This is a genomic window from Billgrantia lactosivorans (assembly GCF_003254665.1).
Taxonomy (GTDB): domain Bacteria; phylum Pseudomonadota; class Gammaproteobacteria; order Pseudomonadales; family Halomonadaceae; genus Halomonas; species Halomonas lactosivorans.
Map to the genome: position 1 here is coordinate 314,363 of NZ_QHGY01000003.1, position 16,471 is coordinate 330,833.

The following is a 16,471-nucleotide window of genomic DNA, read 5'->3' on the forward strand; positions in this document are numbered from 1 at the left end:
TCCTTGTAGACATCGAGTATGTAATGCTACTTGCTGTTGCCCCATGGGGCGGTTAAGCGTCAGCCCCGGGAGATGATCTTCCCGGCGGTTACTGTCACGTCGAACCAGGGGTATTGCTGTGAGTACCCGTCAGCAAAGCGCTGGATCGCCTGCGCGTGCTGCCGGGTCATGTCGATATCGTCCCAGCCGTTGAGCAACTTGGTGCGCCAGGTCGGGGCGATGCTGAATACAATGCTCAGGTCGCCGACGCTGATGCGCTGCGCCTCCAGGTCGATGTGCAGCGAGCCGGGCGCCTCGCCCAGGGTCGCGAGTAGAGTTTCGGCGTCCTCCTCGCTGACCGTGGCCGGCAGCAGGCCGTTGTTGACCGAGTTGGAGGCGAAGATGTCGCCGAAACTGGGGGCGATCACGCAGCGAAAGCCATAGTCCACCAGGGCGTAGACCGCGGCCTCTCGGGATGAGCCAGCACCGAAGTTGCGACGTGCCACTAGCGTGTTCGCCTGTGCCGCCTGAGGATGATTGAGGATGAACCCTTCGACTGGTCGGCCGTCCTCGTCATGGCGAAGGTCGTGAAGCAGGAACTGGCCATAGCCGACGCTGCGCGGTTCCTTCATGAAGCGTGCCGGGATCAGCTGGTCGGTATCCACATTGGCCCGTGGCAGCGGACAGGCCAAGGCATCGAGTGTCTTGATCGGTTCCATCATGCGGCTCCTGACAGCTCGCGAACATCGGCCAGATGCCCGGCCACGGCCGCCGCGGCGACCATGGCCGGCGACATCAGGTGGGTCCTGGCGCCCGGTCCCTGACGGCCCTTGAAGTTGCGGTTGGTGGTTGAGGCGCAGCGTTCGCCCGGCGGTACCAGGTCGCCGTTCATGCCCACGCACATGGAGCAGCCGGATTCCCGCCACTCCAGCCCCGCCTGGCGAAACACGACGTCCAGCCCTTCGGCCTCCGCCTGGCGCTTCACCTGGGTGGAGCCCGGCGAGACGATGCCTGGCACCTTGCTGCGGCGGCCGCGCAGAATCTCGGCGGCGGCGCGCAGGTCCTCCAGGCGGGCATTGGTGCAGGAGCCGATGAAGACGCGGTCGATGGCGACATCGGTGAGCGCCTGACCGGGCGCCAGGCCCATGTAGTCCAGGCTGTCGCGTGCCTGTCGGGCACGCGCGGCGTCCTCGATGCGCGACGGGTCGGGCACGCACTGGTCGATGGGCAGCGCCTCCTCCGGCGAGACGCCCCAGGTTACGGTGGGAGCGATCTCGGCGGCCGCCAATGTCTCTTCCCTGTCGAATCGGGCGTCGGGGTCGCTCTGCAATGTCTGCCAGTAGGCTAGCGCCTGGTCCCATTGCTCGCCCCGAGGAGCGAAGGGGCGCTCGCGCAGGTATTCGAAAGTGATTTCGTCGGGGGCGATCATGCCGCAGCGGGCACCGCCCTCGATGGAGAGGTTGCACAGCGTCAGGCGCGCTTCCATCGACAGGCCGCGAATGGCGCTGCCGGCGTATTCGATGGCGTAGCCGCGGGCGCCATCCGCCCCCAGACGGGCGATCCAGGTCAGCGCGATATCCTTGGCTGAAATGCCGGGAGCCAACTCGCCATCGACGGTAAGGCGCATCTTCTTCGGCCGGGTCTGCCACAGGGTCTGGGTGGCGAGCACATGGGCCACTTCCGAGGCGCCGATGCCGAAGGCGATGCAGCCGAAGGCGCCGTGTGTGGAGGTATGGCTGTCGCCGCACACCATCAGCAGCCCGGGCTGGGTGAGTCCCTGCTCCGGGCCAAGCACATGGACGATGCCCTGGCGCGGGTCGTCGAGGCCGAACAGTGTGATGCCGTGCTCGCGAGTGTTGGCGGCGAGCTGTTCGATCATGCCGCGAACCTTGGCGTCGCCGATGTCTTCGAGGTGGCGGGTCAGGGTGGGCACGTAGTGATCGGCGATGCCGAAGGTCAGGTCGGCTCGAGCCACCGAGAGTTCGCGCTCACGCAGCTTGTTGAAGGCATGGAAGGAACCCTCGTGCACGAAGTGCCGATCGATCCACACCAGGCTCTGGCCGCTTTCGCTGCACAGGATCTCGTGGGCGTCCCACACCTTGTCGAACAGGGTCTTTGGCTTGGTCATGTCGCTCGCTTCGCCGCGGCTGCGTCTAGTGAGTGGCGTTCGGCCACTTCGCGTGTCGTTGTCTGTCAATCTACATGCCTGTCACATACAACTATCCCAAGCGCATGCCACAGGTCAAATGTATTTTATTGTCTTTTTAATCTGTCCTATAAATAGAACATTTGGCTGGTAGAGCGTCCGGGCGTTCAGGCCTCGTGGGGCTCCGCCTGCGCAGGCTCAGACTCGGTAGCTACCGGTTCCCAATATCGGGCTGCCTCGTCGCCGGTACGGTTGAGGTCGATCTGGATGCGGTAGCGGTCGGGGCGGTAGAGCGCATCGAGATGCTCCACGCCATGCCCTTCCTCGTCGTACACCACCCGGGTCAGTGAGATCAGCGGCGAGCCCACCGAGACGTCCAGCGCTTCGGCGACCTCGTGGGTGGCCAGGGTGGCCGAAATCGTCTGGGCCGCATGGTCGACCTTCACGCCGCTGCGTTCGAGCAGGGCGAACAGGGGGGTCTGCGCCAGATCCGCCTCGTTGTAGTGCAGGGCGATGTGCTCCGGCACATGGGTGACGAGGTAGGAGAGCGGCTTGTCATCGGCCATGCGCACGCGGATCGAGCGCTGTACGCGCTCTCCGTCGCGCAGCCCGAGGCTTTCGCGCACCGGCTCCGTCGGTTTGACGTAGCAGAACTCCAGCAGCCGCACCCGGGACGATTTGCTCATCTTGACCAGGTTGGGCATCAGGTTGGCGACGCTAGCGGTCATCACCGTGGCGTCCAGCGGTTGTTCCAGCACCACGGTGCCCAATCCAGGCTTGCGTGCCACCAGCCCCGCCTCGTTGAGCGCCTGCATGGCGCGCCTGACCGTGACCCGTGAAACACCGTACTGCTCCGCCAGCTTCAGCTCGCCGGGCAGCTTGCGCCCGGGTGCCAGCCGGCCGCTGAGGATTGCATCCTTGAGCAGCAGATAGATGCGATGGGACTTGGTGCCTCCGACGGCATTCGCATGCGTATCGGTCATGGTTCGGTCCTTGTTCTCGTGGCGGATCGCTATGAGCGGGTTGATGAAGTGCTTGACGTGATGCACGCAGTAGACATAGAAATGTATTATGCATAGGACAGCTTTGTGTGCCATGCATTCCGAAGAATAGCGCCAAACAACGATAAAGGCTTCCTTGGAGATTTCCTTCATGCCCGTCATTCAGGTCAGCCTGATCCGTGGCTATTCCGGCGAACTCAAGCAGCGCCTGTGCAGTCGGCTTACCGACGCCGTACGCCGCAGCATCGCCGCGGATCCGGATGGCATCACCGTGCTGCTGCACGAGGTGGAGCCCGATGCCTACATGCGCGGCGGTCGACCCAGGACACCGGGCGGCGCCAGTGGCGACGAGGAGGCAGGCGAGGCTGCCACGGATGTGGTGCGCAGCTTTCTCGAGGCCATGGAGGCGCGCGACATGCCACGTGCCGAGCGCCTGCTCGACGAGGATTTCACCATGACCTTCCCCGGCGGCGTCGAGATGGCGCGCCTGGAAGAATTGGTCGCCTGGGCCGGCGAGCGCTACCGCTTCGTGCGCAAGCGCATCGATGCCTTCGATATCTGCGACCAGGGCGATCAGGCGACGGTGGTCTGTCACGGCGAGTTGCACGGCGAATGGCCTGACGGCACACCCTTCTCCGGCGTGCGCTTCATCGATCGCTTCGAGTTGCGCCACGGCAGGCTCCTGCGCCAGCAGGTCTGGAACGACTTGGCGCTGGCGCGCTCCTGAATCCGGGCCTGTTGTCCTTTATCCCTTACCCGACCGTTTGAGGAACCCTATAGTCATGACTTTTTCCGCCAGCGATCTCAAGGCCAAGCTGCACGCCCCCGAGATCGTCGTCGCACCGGGCGTCTACGATGCCTTGAGCGCCTCGCTAGCTGCCGATGCCGGTTTCGATACCGTCTATCTATCCGGGGCCAGCATCGCCTACACCCAGCTCGGACGTCCCGACATCGGTCTGGTCAGCCTCAGCGAGGTCAACGATGTGATGTCGCACATTCGCGAACGCACCGAGCTCTCGGTGGTGGTCGATTGCGATACCGGCTTCGGCAACGCCATGAACGTGATGCGCAGCGTGCGCATGCTGGAGCGTGCGGGAGCCAATGCCATCCAGTTGGAGGACCAGACCTATCCCAAGCGCTGCGGTCACCTGCGTGGCAAGACACTGGTCGCCCAGGAGGAGATGGTCGGCAAGCTCAAGGCCGCGCTGGATGCCCGTGAAAGCGATGCAACCCTGATCATAGGGCGTACCGATGCCGTGGCGGTGGAGGGAACCGAGCGTGCCATCGAGCGCGCGCAAGCGTATCGCGAAGCGGGCGTCGACATGCTGTTCATCGAAGGCATTCGCAGCGACGATGACATCGCCAGCATCATGGCCGAGTTCCGCGGTCAGATTCCGATTATGGCCAATATGGTAGAGGGGGGCGACACCCCACTGCAGAGTGCCCAGGCGCTGCAGGACATGGGCTTCTCGCTGGTGATCTTCCCCGGCGCCCTGGTACGGGCCTTTACCCACATGGCGCAACAGTTCTTCGACACCCTGCGCCGCGATGGCAGTACCGATGCCTTCCGCGAGCGCATGCTCGACTTCCGACAGCTCAACGAGGTGATCGGCACCCAGGCCATGTTCGAGCTGGGCCAGAAGTACGACAGCCGTCGATAACCAGGACAATCCCCTTCAGGAGAGAGCGCATGATCACGACCGACAAGACCGCCAAGGAAATATTCTCCGAGGTCATGGCCAACCCGCAGCGCGTGCCGTTCGGCTTCGGCAACAAGGCCGTGCTGGTCAACGTCGACCCGCAGAAGGCCTATACCCGCACCGATCTCTACAAGACCGCCTACGAGACCGATCCCAACCAGCTCGACTACGTCAATCAACTGGCGAGCGGCTTCCGCAAGCTCGGCTGGCCGGTGGTGTGGACGCATGTGGCCTTTCTCGACTCTGCCGAGGATGCCGGCGTCTGGGGCACGCGCACCGATACGCCCGATTCGCTGCAGAACATCAAGTACGGCTCCGATCGCGCCGCCTTCGACGAGCGGGTGGAGATCGATCCTCGCGACGTCGTCTACACCAAGCGCATGCCCTCGGCCTTCTTTGAGACGCCGCTGCAGTCGCTGCTGGTGTGGCACCAGGTGGACACCGTGATCGTGACCGGTGGCTCCACTTCCGGCTGCATTCGCGCGACCGCGGTGGACAGCCTGTCGCGGGGCTACCGCACCATCGTGCCCATGGAGTGCGTGGCCGACAAGCACGAGAGCTACCACTACGCCAACCTCACCGACCTGCATCTGAAGTACGCCGACGTGATGCCGGTGGCGGACGTGCTGGCCTGGCTCGACAAGCGTGCCGCAGAAACGGTCTGAGCTAGGCGAGGAGAGCGACATGAAGGCAGAGTTGAAAGAACGACTGGGCGCCTACGACTATTGGCCCTACGAGAACCGCCCGAAGATCACCTGGCCTAACGGCGCCCGGGTTGCCTTCTGGGTGGCCCCCAATATTGAGTACTACGAGCTCGACCCGCCGCTCAATCCGCAGCGCAAGCCATGGCCCACGCCGCACCCCTCGGTGCCGGGCTTCAGTATCCGCGACTACGGCAACCGGGTCGGTCACCAGCGCCAGATGGCACTGCTCGACAAGTACGGCATCCGTGCCTCGGTGTCGCTGTCGGTGGCGCTGTGCGAGCACCATCCCGAGATCATCGAGATGTGCCGCGAGCGCGACTGGGAGTTCTTCAGCCACGGCGTCTACAACACCCGCTACACCTACGGCCTGAACGAGGCCCAGGAGCGGGAAATGATCCGCGACGGCATCGAGACGATCCATCGCCATACTGGCCAGAAGTGCGCCGGCTATCTGGCGCCGGCACTGTCTCATTCGGAGCGCACCCTCGACCTGTTCGCCGAGGTGGGTCAGGAGCTGTTCGGTGAGGAGGGTGGCATCTACACCTGCGATCTGTTCCACGACGATCAACCCACGCCGATTCATCTTCGCTCGGGGCGACGCTTCATCTCCATGCCCTACTCGCTGGAGATGAACGACACCATCGTCTATGCGGTGAACAAGGTGGAGCCGCGCCACTACCTGACCATGCTCAAGCGCCACTTCGACCGGCTCTACGCCGAGGGCGCCGAATCGGGCACGGTGATGTGCATCCCCACCCACAACTACCAGGTCAGCTGCCCGCAACGCATCAAGGCGTTCGAGGAGGCGCTGGAGTATATCACCGGCCACAGCGACGTCTGGGTCGCCACCGGCCGCGAGATCGCCAGCCACTATCTCGCCCACCACTACGATGATGCCGTGCGCGACATCGACGCCAAGGCCGCCGCGGCCGGGAGAAACTGAGCCATGTCTCTTGATCAGGATTACCTCTCCTATCCTTGGCGGCGCTACGGTTACGACCATGACCGCTACGCCTGGTCCATGCTCGCCAACCGCAAGCCGGTACACTGGCCCGGTGGCAAGCAGCTGGCGGTATGGATCAACGTGTCGCTGCAGTTCTACCCGCTCAACCAGCGCGGCGTGCCGTTCAAGGTACCCAACGGCATGACCATGCCCTACCCGGACCTGCGCCACTCCTCGCTGCGCGACTACGGCAACCGGGTGGGCATCTACCGCATGCTGGCGGCTTTCGAGCAGCGCGGCATTCGCCCCACCTGGGCGATCAATGCCCAACTCGCCGAGCAGACCCCCTATCTGCTGGAGCGGCTCAAGGCCTTCGGCGGCGAGTTCCTGTGCCACGGATGGAACATGGATCACCTGCACTACGGCGGCCAGGATCGCGACGAGGAGGCCGCGATCGTGCGGCGCTCGATCGAGACCCTGCGCGAGCTGACCGGCGGGCCCATTCGCGGCTGGCTGAGCCCGGCCAAGCACCAGAGCTGGAATACGCCGGACCTGCTCGCCGAGAACGGCATCGAGTACTGCTGCGACTGGGTCAACGACGACATGCCCTACGCCTTCGCCACCGAGCGCGGCCCGCTTACCATGATGCCGCTCTCCACCGAGATCGAAGACCAGTTCGTGATGTGCCAGAACCTGCATTCGGAGGACAGCTGGGTGAGCCAGGTGACGGACGCCTTCGATTTCCTGCTGGAGGAGGGCCGGGCGCAGGGCGGCCGGCTGCTGGCGCTCAACCTGCATCCCTGGCTCGTCGGCCAGCCGCATCGTATCGGCTGCCTGGAAGCGGTACTCGACCATATCACCGGACATGGCGACGTATGGCAGGCGCCGGCCGGTGAAATACTCGACGCCTACCGCAAGCAGGCCGGCGACAACGACTGAGGAGTCTCTCCATGGCTATCGTGGCCTTTCATGACGGGCAGGAATTCGAGGCACGCGTGCCGCTGGTGATCATCGGCGCGGGAGCCTGCGGTCTGGTGGCGGCATTGGCTGCCAGGCAGTACGGCGTGGATTCGGTGGTGCTGGAGCGCGATGCACTGCCGCGGGGCAGCACCTCGATGTCCCAGGGTTTCATCCCCGCGGCGGGTTCGCGATTTCAGGCCGAAAAAGGGGTCGAGGACAACCCTGAACTGATGGCTCGGGACATTCAGCGCAAGAACGGTAATCAGGCGGACCCGGCCATCGTGCGCGCCCTGACCGAGGCCTCCGCCGGCGTGGTGGAGTGGCTGGCCGACGCCCACGGTGTGCCTTTCGACCTGGTCGAGGGCTTCCTCTATCCCGGCCACAGCCGCATGCGTATGCACGCCACGCCGCGGCGCACCGGGGAAGAGCTGATGGGCAGCCTGCTCAACGCCGTGGAAGCGGCGGGCATCGACCTGCTCACCGAGGCCCGAGTAGTGAAACTGCATGCGGACGACACGGGGCGAGTGCATGGCGTGACCCTGGAGCGCCCCGACGGCAGCCGGGAATCGATTGGCTGCGATGCGCTGATCCTGGCCTGCAACGGCTATGGCGGCAATGCCGAGCTGGTGGCGCGCCACCTGCCGACTCTGAAGGGGGCGCTATATTTCGGCCATGAGGGCAACCAGGGCGATGCCCTGTTGTGGGGCGAGGCCATGGGCGCCAGCCTAAAGGACCTGGGCGCTTGCCAGGGCCACGGGTCGCTGGCAATGCCGCACCAGACCCTGATTACTTGGGCGGTGATGATGCGCGGCGGCGTGCAGGTCAATCACGAAGGGAGGCGCTTTTCAAATGAGCATGGTGGCTATTCGGAGCAGGCAGCCAAGGTGCTAGCCCAGCCGGGCGGGCTGGCCTGGAACCTGTTCGATCGTCGTATCCATCAGGCGGCGCTGGAGTTCGAGGATTACCGAAACGCCCATATCGCCGGGGCGGTGCGCATTTTCGACAGCCTTGAGTCCATGGCTGCCGAGCTTTCGCTGCCGCTTGAAGCCCTGCGCGAAACCTTCCACGAGATGCATATCCTGGCCAAGAGTGGCGAAGCCGATGCCTTCGGACGCACTTTCCGTAGTGAGGACCTGCTGGTGGCGCCCTACCACGCGATCAAGGTCACCGGGGCACTGTTCCATACCCAGGGTGGGCTCGAGGTGGATATTCAGGCCCGCGTGCTACGACAGGATGGTTCCACCTTCCCCAATCTCTTTGCCGCCGGCGGTGCGGCGCGCGGCGTTTCGGGTTCGGGCGATAGCGGGTATCTATCGGGCAATGGCCTGCTCAGCGCCGTGGTGCTGGGCGCCATCGCGGGGCGTGAGGCCGCACGGCAGCTCAGCTGCGACTCGGCTGCCTGATGAGACACGGCGCTTCTACATCGAGGCGTCGGGCAGCACCAGCGCCCGCGCCTCGCCCATCAGCAGCGCCCGGTTGGCCTCCAGGGCCTCGCGCAGGAAGTCCCATAGCAGCCGCACCCGCGCCAGGCGGCGCTGCTCCTGGCGCGCGGTGATCCAGAACTGGCGCACGACCTCCACCTCGTCGTTCAGCACGCTTTCGAGCCGGTCGCCGGTCTCGGCCATGAAACACGGCAGTACGGCGAGCCCCGCCCCCTGCAGGGCGGCGGCGTGCTGGGTGGTGACGCTGGTGCTGCGGATGGAGAAGTGCGGCGTCGCGCCTACCACCGCCGGGTCGAGCAGCGGGTCGAGATAGCTCAGCTGCTCGCTGAAGATCAGGTCGTCGACGTAGCCGATCAGGCGGTGTTCGCCGAGTTCGGCGAGCCGGGCCGGGCGTCCGTGGCGCGCGAAGTAGGCCTGGCTGCCGTACAGGCGCAGGCGATAGTCGCACAGCCGCGAGATCACCAGCCCCTGGCTCGCCGGACGCTCCACGGTGATGGCCAGGTCGGCCTCGTGGCGGCTCAGGTTGACCACCCGGGGCAGGGCGAGCAGGTCCAGGGTGATGCCCGGATGACGCTCGCAGAAGGCGGCGAGCAGCGGGGCGATCACCCAGGTGCCGAAGCCCTCGGTCACCCCCAGGCGGATCTGGCCGCCGAGCTGGCGGTTCTTGTCGGCCAGGTTCTCGCCCGCCTCGAAGGCGTGGCGGGCCATCTCCTCGGCATGGGCCAGCAGCTGCTGGCCGGCTTCGGTCAGGTGGTAGCCGTGGGTGCTACGCTCGAAGAGCTGGGTGTTGAGCTTCTGCTCGAAGCGCCGGGTGCGCCGCGACAGCGTGGAGTGATCGAGCCCCAGGCGCCGGGCGGCGTCGGTGAGTCGCTGGCTGCGCGCCACTTCGAGGAAGATCTGGATATCCTGCCAGTCGAGCATGGGCCACCTGCGCTGGGGAGTGTCTGGTTGTGCATTCTTGCACAAAACATGTGAAGAAGTGTCCGTTGTCATGCCCCGGGACGGCTCTATAGACTCGAAGTCATCATGATTCGTGTATTTCTACACATAAAGTCTAACCCGGCTAAGCCTTATAACGATTACAAGCACGACAGGAGAATACCGCCATGTCCGTTCGCGAGATTTCCATGTTCATCGACGGCCAGGCCGTCCCCTCCCAGAGCCAGGAGTGGCGCGACGTGATCAACCCGGCCACCCAGGAAGTGGTGGCGCGGGTGCCGTTCTGCACCGCCGAGGAGGTCGACCGCGCCGTGGCCAGCGCCAAGGCCGCGTTCCAGACCTGGCGCAAGACGCCGCTGGCCAAGCGCATGCGCATCATGCTCACGCTGCAGGCACTGATCCGCGAACACACCGAGGAACTCGCCGCGCTGATCACCGAGGAGCACGGCAAGACCCTGCCCGATGCCGCCGGCGAGGTGGGCCGCGGCCTGGAGGTGGTGGAGCACGCCTGTTCGATCACCTCGCTGCAGCTCGGTGAGCTGGCCGAGAACGCCGCCAACGAGGTCGACGTCTACACCCTCAACCAGCCGCTGGGCGTGGGGGCGGGCATCACCGCCTTCAATTTCCCGATCATGCTGCCGTGCTTCATGTTCCCGCTGGCCATCGCCACCGGCAACACCTTCGTGCTCAAGCCCTCCGAGCAGGACCCCAGCTCCACCATGCGCCTGGTCGAGCTGGCCCACGAGGCGGGCGTGCCGGCCGGCGTGCTCAACGTGGTGCACGGCGGCCCCGACGTGGCCAACCAGATCTGCGACCACCCCGACATCAAGGCGCTCTCCTTCATCGGCTCGACCCACGTTGGCACCCACCTCTACCGCCGCGCCTCCGAGGCGGGCAAGCGGATGCAATCGATGATGGGTGCCAAGAACCACTGCGTGGTGATGCCCGACGCCAACCGCAGCCAGGCCATCAACAACCTGCTGGGCTCCGCCTTCGGCGCCGCCGGCCAGCGCTGCATGGCCAACTCGGTGGTGGTGCTGGTGGGCGAGGCCAAGGCGTGGCTCGACGACATCATCGAGGGCGCGCGCAACATGAAGGTGGGCCCCGGCACCCAGCGTGACGCTGACCTCGGCCCGCTGGTCTCCAAGGCGGCCCGCGATCGCGTGGTGCGCCTGATCGATGCCGGCGAGAAGGAGGGCGCCCGGCTGCTCGTCGACGGCCGCGGCTGCCAGGTGCCAGGCTACCCGGAGGGCAACTTCGTCGGCCCCACCGTGTTCGCCGACGTCAAGCCGGAGATGACCATCTACCGCGAGGAGATCTTCGGCCCGGTGCTGTGCGTGGTCAGCGTCGACACGCTCGACGAGGCGATCGCGTTCATCAACGCCAACCCCAACGGCAACGGCACCTCGATCTTCACCAACTCCGGCTGGGTGGCGCGTCGCTTCGAGACCGACATCGACGTCGGCCAGGTGGGCATCAACGTGCCGATTCCGGTGCCGGTGGCCTACTTCAGCTTCACCGGTTCGCGCGGCTCGAAGCTCGGCGACCTGGGCCCCAACGGCAAGCAGGCGATCCAGTTCTGGACCCAGACCAAGACCGTCACCGCGCGCTGGTTCGAGCCCGAGAACGTCTCCAGCGGCATCAACAGCACCATCTCGCTGAGCTGATCCGGGAGAGGCCTTCAAGCGACCCTGCCATGCCGGCGGGGTCGCTTGCGTTTACAGGAAGCGGGAGGTTTTAGCGGCGCAACGCCATTAGCCATGGTATCTAGACCGGAGACTGAAGCTACCGTGACTGGGTAACTGCTGAATGCCTTTCCTCCCTGTAACCGTGGTCGGGTTTGCCCGCTGGCTGCTGGCGCTGCTGTGTCTTGTCTCGCTCAGCGCCCAGGCCGCGATCGAGGTCGGCACCCTGCCCGGGGAGCTGAACCTGGGGCCGCACGTCGAGCTGCTGGAGGATGCCGGGCGCGAGTACGACATCGAGCAGCTGACGAGCCGGGGCGACGCCCTGGCGTGGCAGGCCTCGCGGCAGGAGATCCTCAACTTCAGCTTCTCCCGCTCCGCCTGGTGGGTGCGGCTGCGGGTCGAGAACGCCTCCGACACCACGGTGCGCCGCCTGCTGGAGCTGGCCATGCCGCTTCACGACTACCTCGATGCCTACGTGGTGGACGCGCAGGGCGAGGTGGTCGGCCAGTGGCTGACCGGCAATCGCCGCGACTTCGATTCCCGCCCGATCACCCATCGAACCTTCGTCTTGCCGATACGGGTGCCCGCCGGCGAGGCGCGGCAGGTCTTCCTGCGCCTGGACACCCATGACGGGCTGTTCGACGCCACGCCGCTGTACCTGATGGGCGATGCCAGCTTCCTGGCCAAGGCCCAGCGCGAGCTGATGGCCTTCAGCCTGTACTTCGGCGCACTGCTGGCGCTGCTGATCTACAACCTGCTGCTCTACGTGGCGACCCGGGAGCGCTCCCTGCTGCTCTACGTGGCCTACCTCGGATCCTTCTTCGTGCTGATGTTCACGGCGCGGGGCTTTGCCTTCCAGCACTGGTGGCCGACGCTGCCGACCTTCAACAACCAGATGGTGCCCATCAATATCGGGATCTTCGCGTTCATGCTGGCCATCTTCAGCAACAGCTTCCTGAGCCTGCGGCAGCACATGCCGCGCACGGCCCGGGTGCTGATCGCGGTGGCCGGCCTGTGCCTGCTCAGCTCGCTGCCCGCGCTGCTGGGCCACTACGCCCCGGTGTTTCGCCTGATGATTCCCGCCGCCATCGTGCTCTCCTGCCTGCTGCTCGGTGTGGCGGCCTGGCGCAGCCTCGAGGGCGACACGCTGGCCAGGATCTATCTGGTGGCGTGGAGCGTGCTGCTGATCGGCGTGGCGCTGTACTTCCTGCGGGTGGCCGGCATCCTGCCGTACAACCTCGTCACCGAGTATGCCGTCCAGGTCGGATCGGGCATCGAATTCCTGCTGCTCTCCCTGGGCCTGGCCTGGAAGATCAACCAGTTCAAGAACGAGAAACTCGCCGCCGAGCGTGCCACGCTCGAGCTGCAGCGTTCGCTCAACGAGCGCCTGGAAGCGCAGGTGCAGCAGCGCACGCGCGAGCTGGAGAGGGCCAACCGCCGGCTCACGGCCCTGGCGCGCACGGACCCCCTGACCGGCCTGCTGAATCGCCGACAGTTCCACGAGCTGGTCGACCAGGAGCTGCAGCGACGACGGCGCAACGGCCAGCCGCTGCTGTTCGCGGTGATGGATATCGACGACTTCAAGAGCTACAACGACGCCTATGGCCACCAGGCCGGCGACGAGGTGCTGCTGAGGGTCGCGACGCTGCTTCAGGACCACTTTCGGCGCGCCGGCGACCGGCTGTTCCGCCTCGGCGGGGAGGAGTTCGGCCTGCTGCTCGAGGTCGATACCCTGCAAAAAGGGAAGCAACTGCTGGAGGGGTATCGCGAGGCGCTTCAAGGGCTGGGGATATCGCACCGGGCGTCCCGCCACGGCGTGATCACCGCCTCCTTCGGGCTGGTGGCCTGCCAGGGCTGCGCGGCGGTGCCGGACGTCCAATCGCTCTATCACCTGGCCGACAAGGCCATGTACGAAGCCAAGGCCAGCAATCGCAACCGCGTGGTGACGTGCTCCCTGTTGTCGGGTGACTGAGGTCGCATGGACAGCGACATGACGTTAACGTTAACTGAGGTTTGCCAACAACGATAACGTCCGGAGACCGCCATGTCCGCCCCGCTCAGCCGTTTCCCCGTGCCCGAATCGATCGAGGACCTCCCCGAGGACATCCGCCAGGCCATTCTGGCCGTGCAGGAGAAGGCCGGCTTCGTGCCCAACGTGTTCCTGATGCTGGCCCACCGGCCCGACGAGTTCCGCGCCTTCTTCGCCTACCACGATGCACTGATGGAGCGGGAGTCCGACACCCTCACCAAGGCGGAAAAGGAGATGATCGTGGTCGCCACCAGCGCCCGCAATCGCTGCCTCTACTGCGTGGTGGCCCACGGCGCGCTGGTGCGCATCTACAGCAAGGACCCGCTACTGGCCGATCAGGTGGCGATCAACCACCGCACCGCGCCGATCAGCGAACGCCACCGGGTGATGCTCGACTTCGCGCTGCACTGCGGCCTGGAGGTGGGCGAACTCACCGACGAGTGGCAGGCGCGCCTCACCGAGGTCGGCTTCACCCATGACGACATCTGGGACATCGGCGCCATCACCGCCTTCTTCGGCCTCTCCAACCGCCTGGTCACCCTCACCGGCACGCCGCCCAACCCGGAGTTCTACCTGATGGGCAGGGTGCCGCGGGAGAAGCGGTGACGGTTCAGGCGCGACACGCCTCCAGCAGCATCCGCACCGGTTCGAGCTGGCTGACGTGCAGCGCCAGCACGCTGTCGACGGAGGCGTCGTCAGTCGGGCGGATCACGGCGAACTCGCCCTCTTCCAAGTGGAATTCGTGGATCTCGCGGGGGCCTTCGGGGGTTTGGCAGAGGATCGAGCGGTAGCTGTCGTCCTCGCCGTAGGTCAGGCGGTGGTAGACCTTGAAGAAGGTGTAGAGCGTGAGGCCGTGGTCGAAGGCGGGCCAGCGGGCGGGGATGGTGCGGGTCCCCTCGTCGAGTGCCTGCCCCCTGGCCTCGGCGGCGGCGATGGCGTCGGCCAGCGGCGCGGCGAGCAGCGAAGCCTCGTCGCGCGGCAGCGCGACGTCGCGGTCGATGGCCTGCTGGTACTCCGCGCTGACCCGCGCCAGGTCGTCGAGCGAGGCGATGCGGTAGTCGCCGTGCGCCAGGTCGGCGGGTTCGAAGCCGCCGTTCTCCCAGCCATGAATGACCCGCAGCGTCAGGTGACCATTGGCCAGCGGTTCGCACACCAGCGCCTGGAGGGCGACCCGCAAGTGCAGCTGGCGCTCGATGGCCAGGTTGTCGAAGGCGGAGTAGGGGTCGGCAAAGATGCGGTGAAGGTGCCCGGGGGCGTGTTCCTTGGCTTCGCTGAATGTCATGGTCGGTCCCTGCGGGGAGAAGTGTTCTGGTTTTTTCGTTGTTATATCATTCCAGGGGGCCGAGGTCATATCGGCCTGAATCCGGCCGGCTTTAGGCCGGCCACGACAATTCATCCACTGTCGCCAGGGGAGTCTCGCTGCGGCGAGGCTGAGAGAGCGCACGGCGCTGACCCTGGAACCTGATCCGGTTCATGCCGGCGGAGGAAGCGCGACATGCCCTACCTGACGTCAGCCGTGCTCGGCGCGGCGCTGCTGTGCTTTGCTCTCCTGGGCCTGCGGGCCCGCCGCGCCGATGGCCCCCTCGACGATTACGTCACCGCGCGCAACTCCCAGTCCGCCACCACCCTGGGGCTGTCGTTCCTGGCCTCGGGAATGGGCGCCTGGATTCTCTTCGCGCCGCCGGAGATCGGCGCCTTCGTCGGTCCCGTGGCGCTGGCGGGCTACGCCATCGGCTCGGCACTGCCGTTCATCGTGCTGGGGCTCTACGGCCCGGCGATCCGCCGCCATCTGCCCGAGGGGCGCAGCATCGGCGAGTTCGCCGAGGCCTGCTACGGCGCCGGCGTGCGGCGCTGGGTGTCGCTGGTCTCGATCCTCTACATGGCCTGCTTCCTGGCCGCCGAGCTGACCGCCATCGGCGCGATCACGGCGCTGCTGTCGGACGTGGCGCCGGCGCTGGTGGTGGTCGGCGTGGCCGTCACCACGCTGCTCTACACCGCCATCGGCGGCCTGCGGGCGAGCCTGGCCACCGACCGCTGGCAGGCAGGGCTGCTGATCGCCCTGCTGCTGCTGGTGGGAGGTGTGGCCCTGCTGCGGCTGCCGACAATGCCCGTCGGAGCGGCGCTGCCGTCGATTCCCGTCGACGGTGCCCTGGGCGTGGCGCTGACGCTGATCATCGCGGTCACCGCCGCCAACCTCTTCCACCAGGGCTACTGGCAGCGGGTCTGGGCCGCGCGCGACGACCGGGCGCTCCACCGCGGCGCCTGGCTGGGCGGCGCGACCACCGTGGCGGTGGTGGCGCTGGTGGGTGGGCTCGGCATGCTGGCGGCGATGAGCGGCGTGACCCTGGGCGAGCCGCCGATGCCGTTCTTCGCGCTGCTGGCCGAGGCGCCGGGCTGGCTGGCGCTGCCGGCGCTGGTGCTGGCGGTCACGCTGGTGGCCTCCAGCGTCGATACGTTGCAGAACGGCATCGCCTCGCTGGTGGTGGCGGGCTCCGGCCGGCGCGGGCTATCGATCGGCGCCGCCCGGCTGGTCAGCGTGGCGCTGATGGTGCCGGTGGTGGGCGTGGCGCTGCAGGGGCTCTCGGTGCTGCGGCTGTTCCTGATCGCCGACCTGCTGTGCGCCGCCATTGTGGTGCCGGTGCTGCTCGGCCTGTGGCGACGCATGACGCCGCTGGCCGCGGTGGCCGGCGGCGTGGCGGGCCTGTTCGGCGCGATCCTGCCGGGCTGGGTCGCCCAGGGCGGCCTGGCCGCCGGTGTGCTGGCGGCGAGCTTTCCCGGCGGCATCCCCACGCTGCCGCCGTTTCTGGGCGCGCTGGCGGCATCGACGCTGGTCAGCCTGGCCGTGGCGAGCGCGGCACCCCACGAACGCGCCCGCCCGCTGTGAGCCGGTCGCAGGAGCGCTACCCGGCGGCTGCGTCGCGGGGCGTGAAGGTCGCGAGGCAA

Annotated in this window: 15 protein-coding genes and 1 riboswitch; of the genes, 10 read left to right on the forward strand and 5 right to left on the reverse strand. The window is 66.4% G+C overall.

All coding sequences use genetic code 11. The features are described 5' to 3' along the window. Window positions 1–59: 59 nt before the first annotated feature. The 3 genes from leuD to DIS04_RS09915 all read right to left on the reverse strand — a co-directional run bounded on the left by leuD (window position 60) and on the right by DIS04_RS09915 (window position 3,108). Complete coding sequence (leuD, locus tag DIS04_RS09905; protein ID WP_111413595.1) at window positions 60–698, reverse strand: 3-isopropylmalate dehydratase small subunit; 639 nt, start codon at window positions 696–698, stop codon at window positions 60–62. After that, window positions 698–2,107, reverse strand: a complete 1,410-nt coding sequence (gene leuC / locus DIS04_RS09910; protein WP_111413596.1) for a 3-isopropylmalate dehydratase large subunit — start codon at window positions 2,105–2,107, stop codon at window positions 698–700. Before leuC ends, leuD begins: the two co-directional genes overlap by 1 nt. A gap of 185 nt (window positions 2,108–2,292) precedes the next feature. Continuing rightward, window positions 2,293–3,108, reverse strand: coding sequence for a GntR family transcriptional regulator (locus tag DIS04_RS09915; RefSeq protein ID WP_111413597.1), 816 nt, complete (start codon window positions 3,106–3,108; stop codon window positions 2,293–2,295). Between the two features lie 169 nt (window positions 3,109–3,277). On the opposite strand from DIS04_RS09915, the gene DIS04_RS09920 reads away from it, so the two are divergent. From DIS04_RS09920 to DIS04_RS09945, 6 genes are read left to right on the forward strand one after another with little or no spacing between them, the layout of a single operon-like run. Continuing rightward, complete coding sequence (locus DIS04_RS09920; protein WP_111413720.1) at window positions 3,278–3,853, forward strand: tautomerase family protein; 576 nt, start codon at window positions 3,278–3,280, stop codon at window positions 3,851–3,853. A gap of 55 nt (window positions 3,854–3,908) precedes the next feature. Continuing rightward, window positions 3,909–4,787, forward strand: coding sequence for an isocitrate lyase/PEP mutase family protein (locus DIS04_RS09925; RefSeq protein ID WP_111413598.1), 879 nt, complete (start codon window positions 3,909–3,911; stop codon window positions 4,785–4,787). 29 nt (window positions 4,788–4,816) lie between these two features. Further along, window positions 4,817–5,491: an isochorismatase family protein gene (locus DIS04_RS09930; protein ID WP_111413599.1), complete on the forward strand. Its 675-nt coding sequence runs from the start codon at window positions 4,817–4,819 to the stop codon at window positions 5,489–5,491. Window positions 5,492–5,510: 19 nt separating this feature from the next. Then, a complete protein-coding gene (locus DIS04_RS09935) occupies window positions 5,511–6,473 on the forward strand; it encodes a polysaccharide deacetylase family protein (RefSeq protein ID WP_218938151.1) in 963 nt (320 codons plus the stop codon). Between the two features lie 3 nt (window positions 6,474–6,476). Next, entirely contained in the window at window positions 6,477–7,412 is a 936-nt protein-coding gene (locus DIS04_RS09940; protein WP_111413600.1) for a polysaccharide deacetylase family protein, read from the forward strand. Window positions 7,413–7,423: 11 nt separating this feature from the next. Continuing rightward, window positions 7,424–8,836, forward strand: coding sequence for an FAD-dependent oxidoreductase (locus tag DIS04_RS09945; protein WP_111413601.1), 1,413 nt, complete (start codon window positions 7,424–7,426; stop codon window positions 8,834–8,836). A gap of 15 nt (window positions 8,837–8,851) precedes the next feature. Here DIS04_RS09945 and DIS04_RS09950 read toward each other — a convergent pair whose 3' ends face one another. Continuing rightward, window positions 8,852–9,796 (reverse strand): LysR family transcriptional regulator, encoded by a 945-nt coding sequence (locus DIS04_RS09950; RefSeq protein WP_111413602.1) that lies wholly within the window; start codon window positions 9,794–9,796, stop codon window positions 8,852–8,854. Between the two features lie 185 nt (window positions 9,797–9,981). Between DIS04_RS09950 and DIS04_RS09955 the strand changes: the two genes are divergently transcribed. From DIS04_RS09955 to DIS04_RS09965, 3 genes are all read left to right on the forward strand, one after another. Then, window positions 9,982–11,481: a CoA-acylating methylmalonate-semialdehyde dehydrogenase gene (locus tag DIS04_RS09955; RefSeq protein ID WP_111413603.1), complete on the forward strand. Its 1,500-nt coding sequence runs from the start codon at window positions 9,982–9,984 to the stop codon at window positions 11,479–11,481. A 142-nt stretch (window positions 11,482–11,623) separates the two neighbouring features. Continuing rightward, entirely contained in the window at window positions 11,624–13,471 is a 1,848-nt protein-coding gene (locus tag DIS04_RS09960) for a sensor domain-containing diguanylate cyclase (protein ID WP_111413604.1), read from the forward strand. Window positions 13,472–13,543: 72 nt separating this feature from the next. Beyond that, window positions 13,544–14,134, forward strand: coding sequence for a peroxidase-related enzyme (locus DIS04_RS09965; RefSeq protein WP_111413605.1), 591 nt, complete (start codon window positions 13,544–13,546; stop codon window positions 14,132–14,134). Window positions 14,135–14,138: 4 nt separating this feature from the next. Here DIS04_RS09965 and DIS04_RS09970 read toward each other — a convergent pair whose 3' ends face one another. Next, entirely contained in the window at window positions 14,139–14,810 is a 672-nt protein-coding gene (locus DIS04_RS09970) for a hypothetical protein (protein ID WP_111413606.1), read from the reverse strand. A 115-nt stretch (window positions 14,811–14,925) separates the two neighbouring features. Continuing rightward, window positions 14,926–15,034: riboswitch (TPP riboswitch) on the forward strand. On the opposite strand from DIS04_RS09970, the gene DIS04_RS09975 reads away from it, so the two are divergent. After that, the gene (locus tag DIS04_RS09975; protein WP_111413607.1) at window positions 15,024–16,412 is read left to right on the forward strand and encodes a sodium:solute symporter family transporter; all 1,389 of its coding nucleotides are present in this window, start codon (window positions 15,024–15,026) and stop codon (window positions 16,410–16,412) included. Its footprint overlaps the riboswitch before it by 11 nt. The last annotated feature ends 59 nt before the right edge of the window (window positions 16,413–16,471 follow it).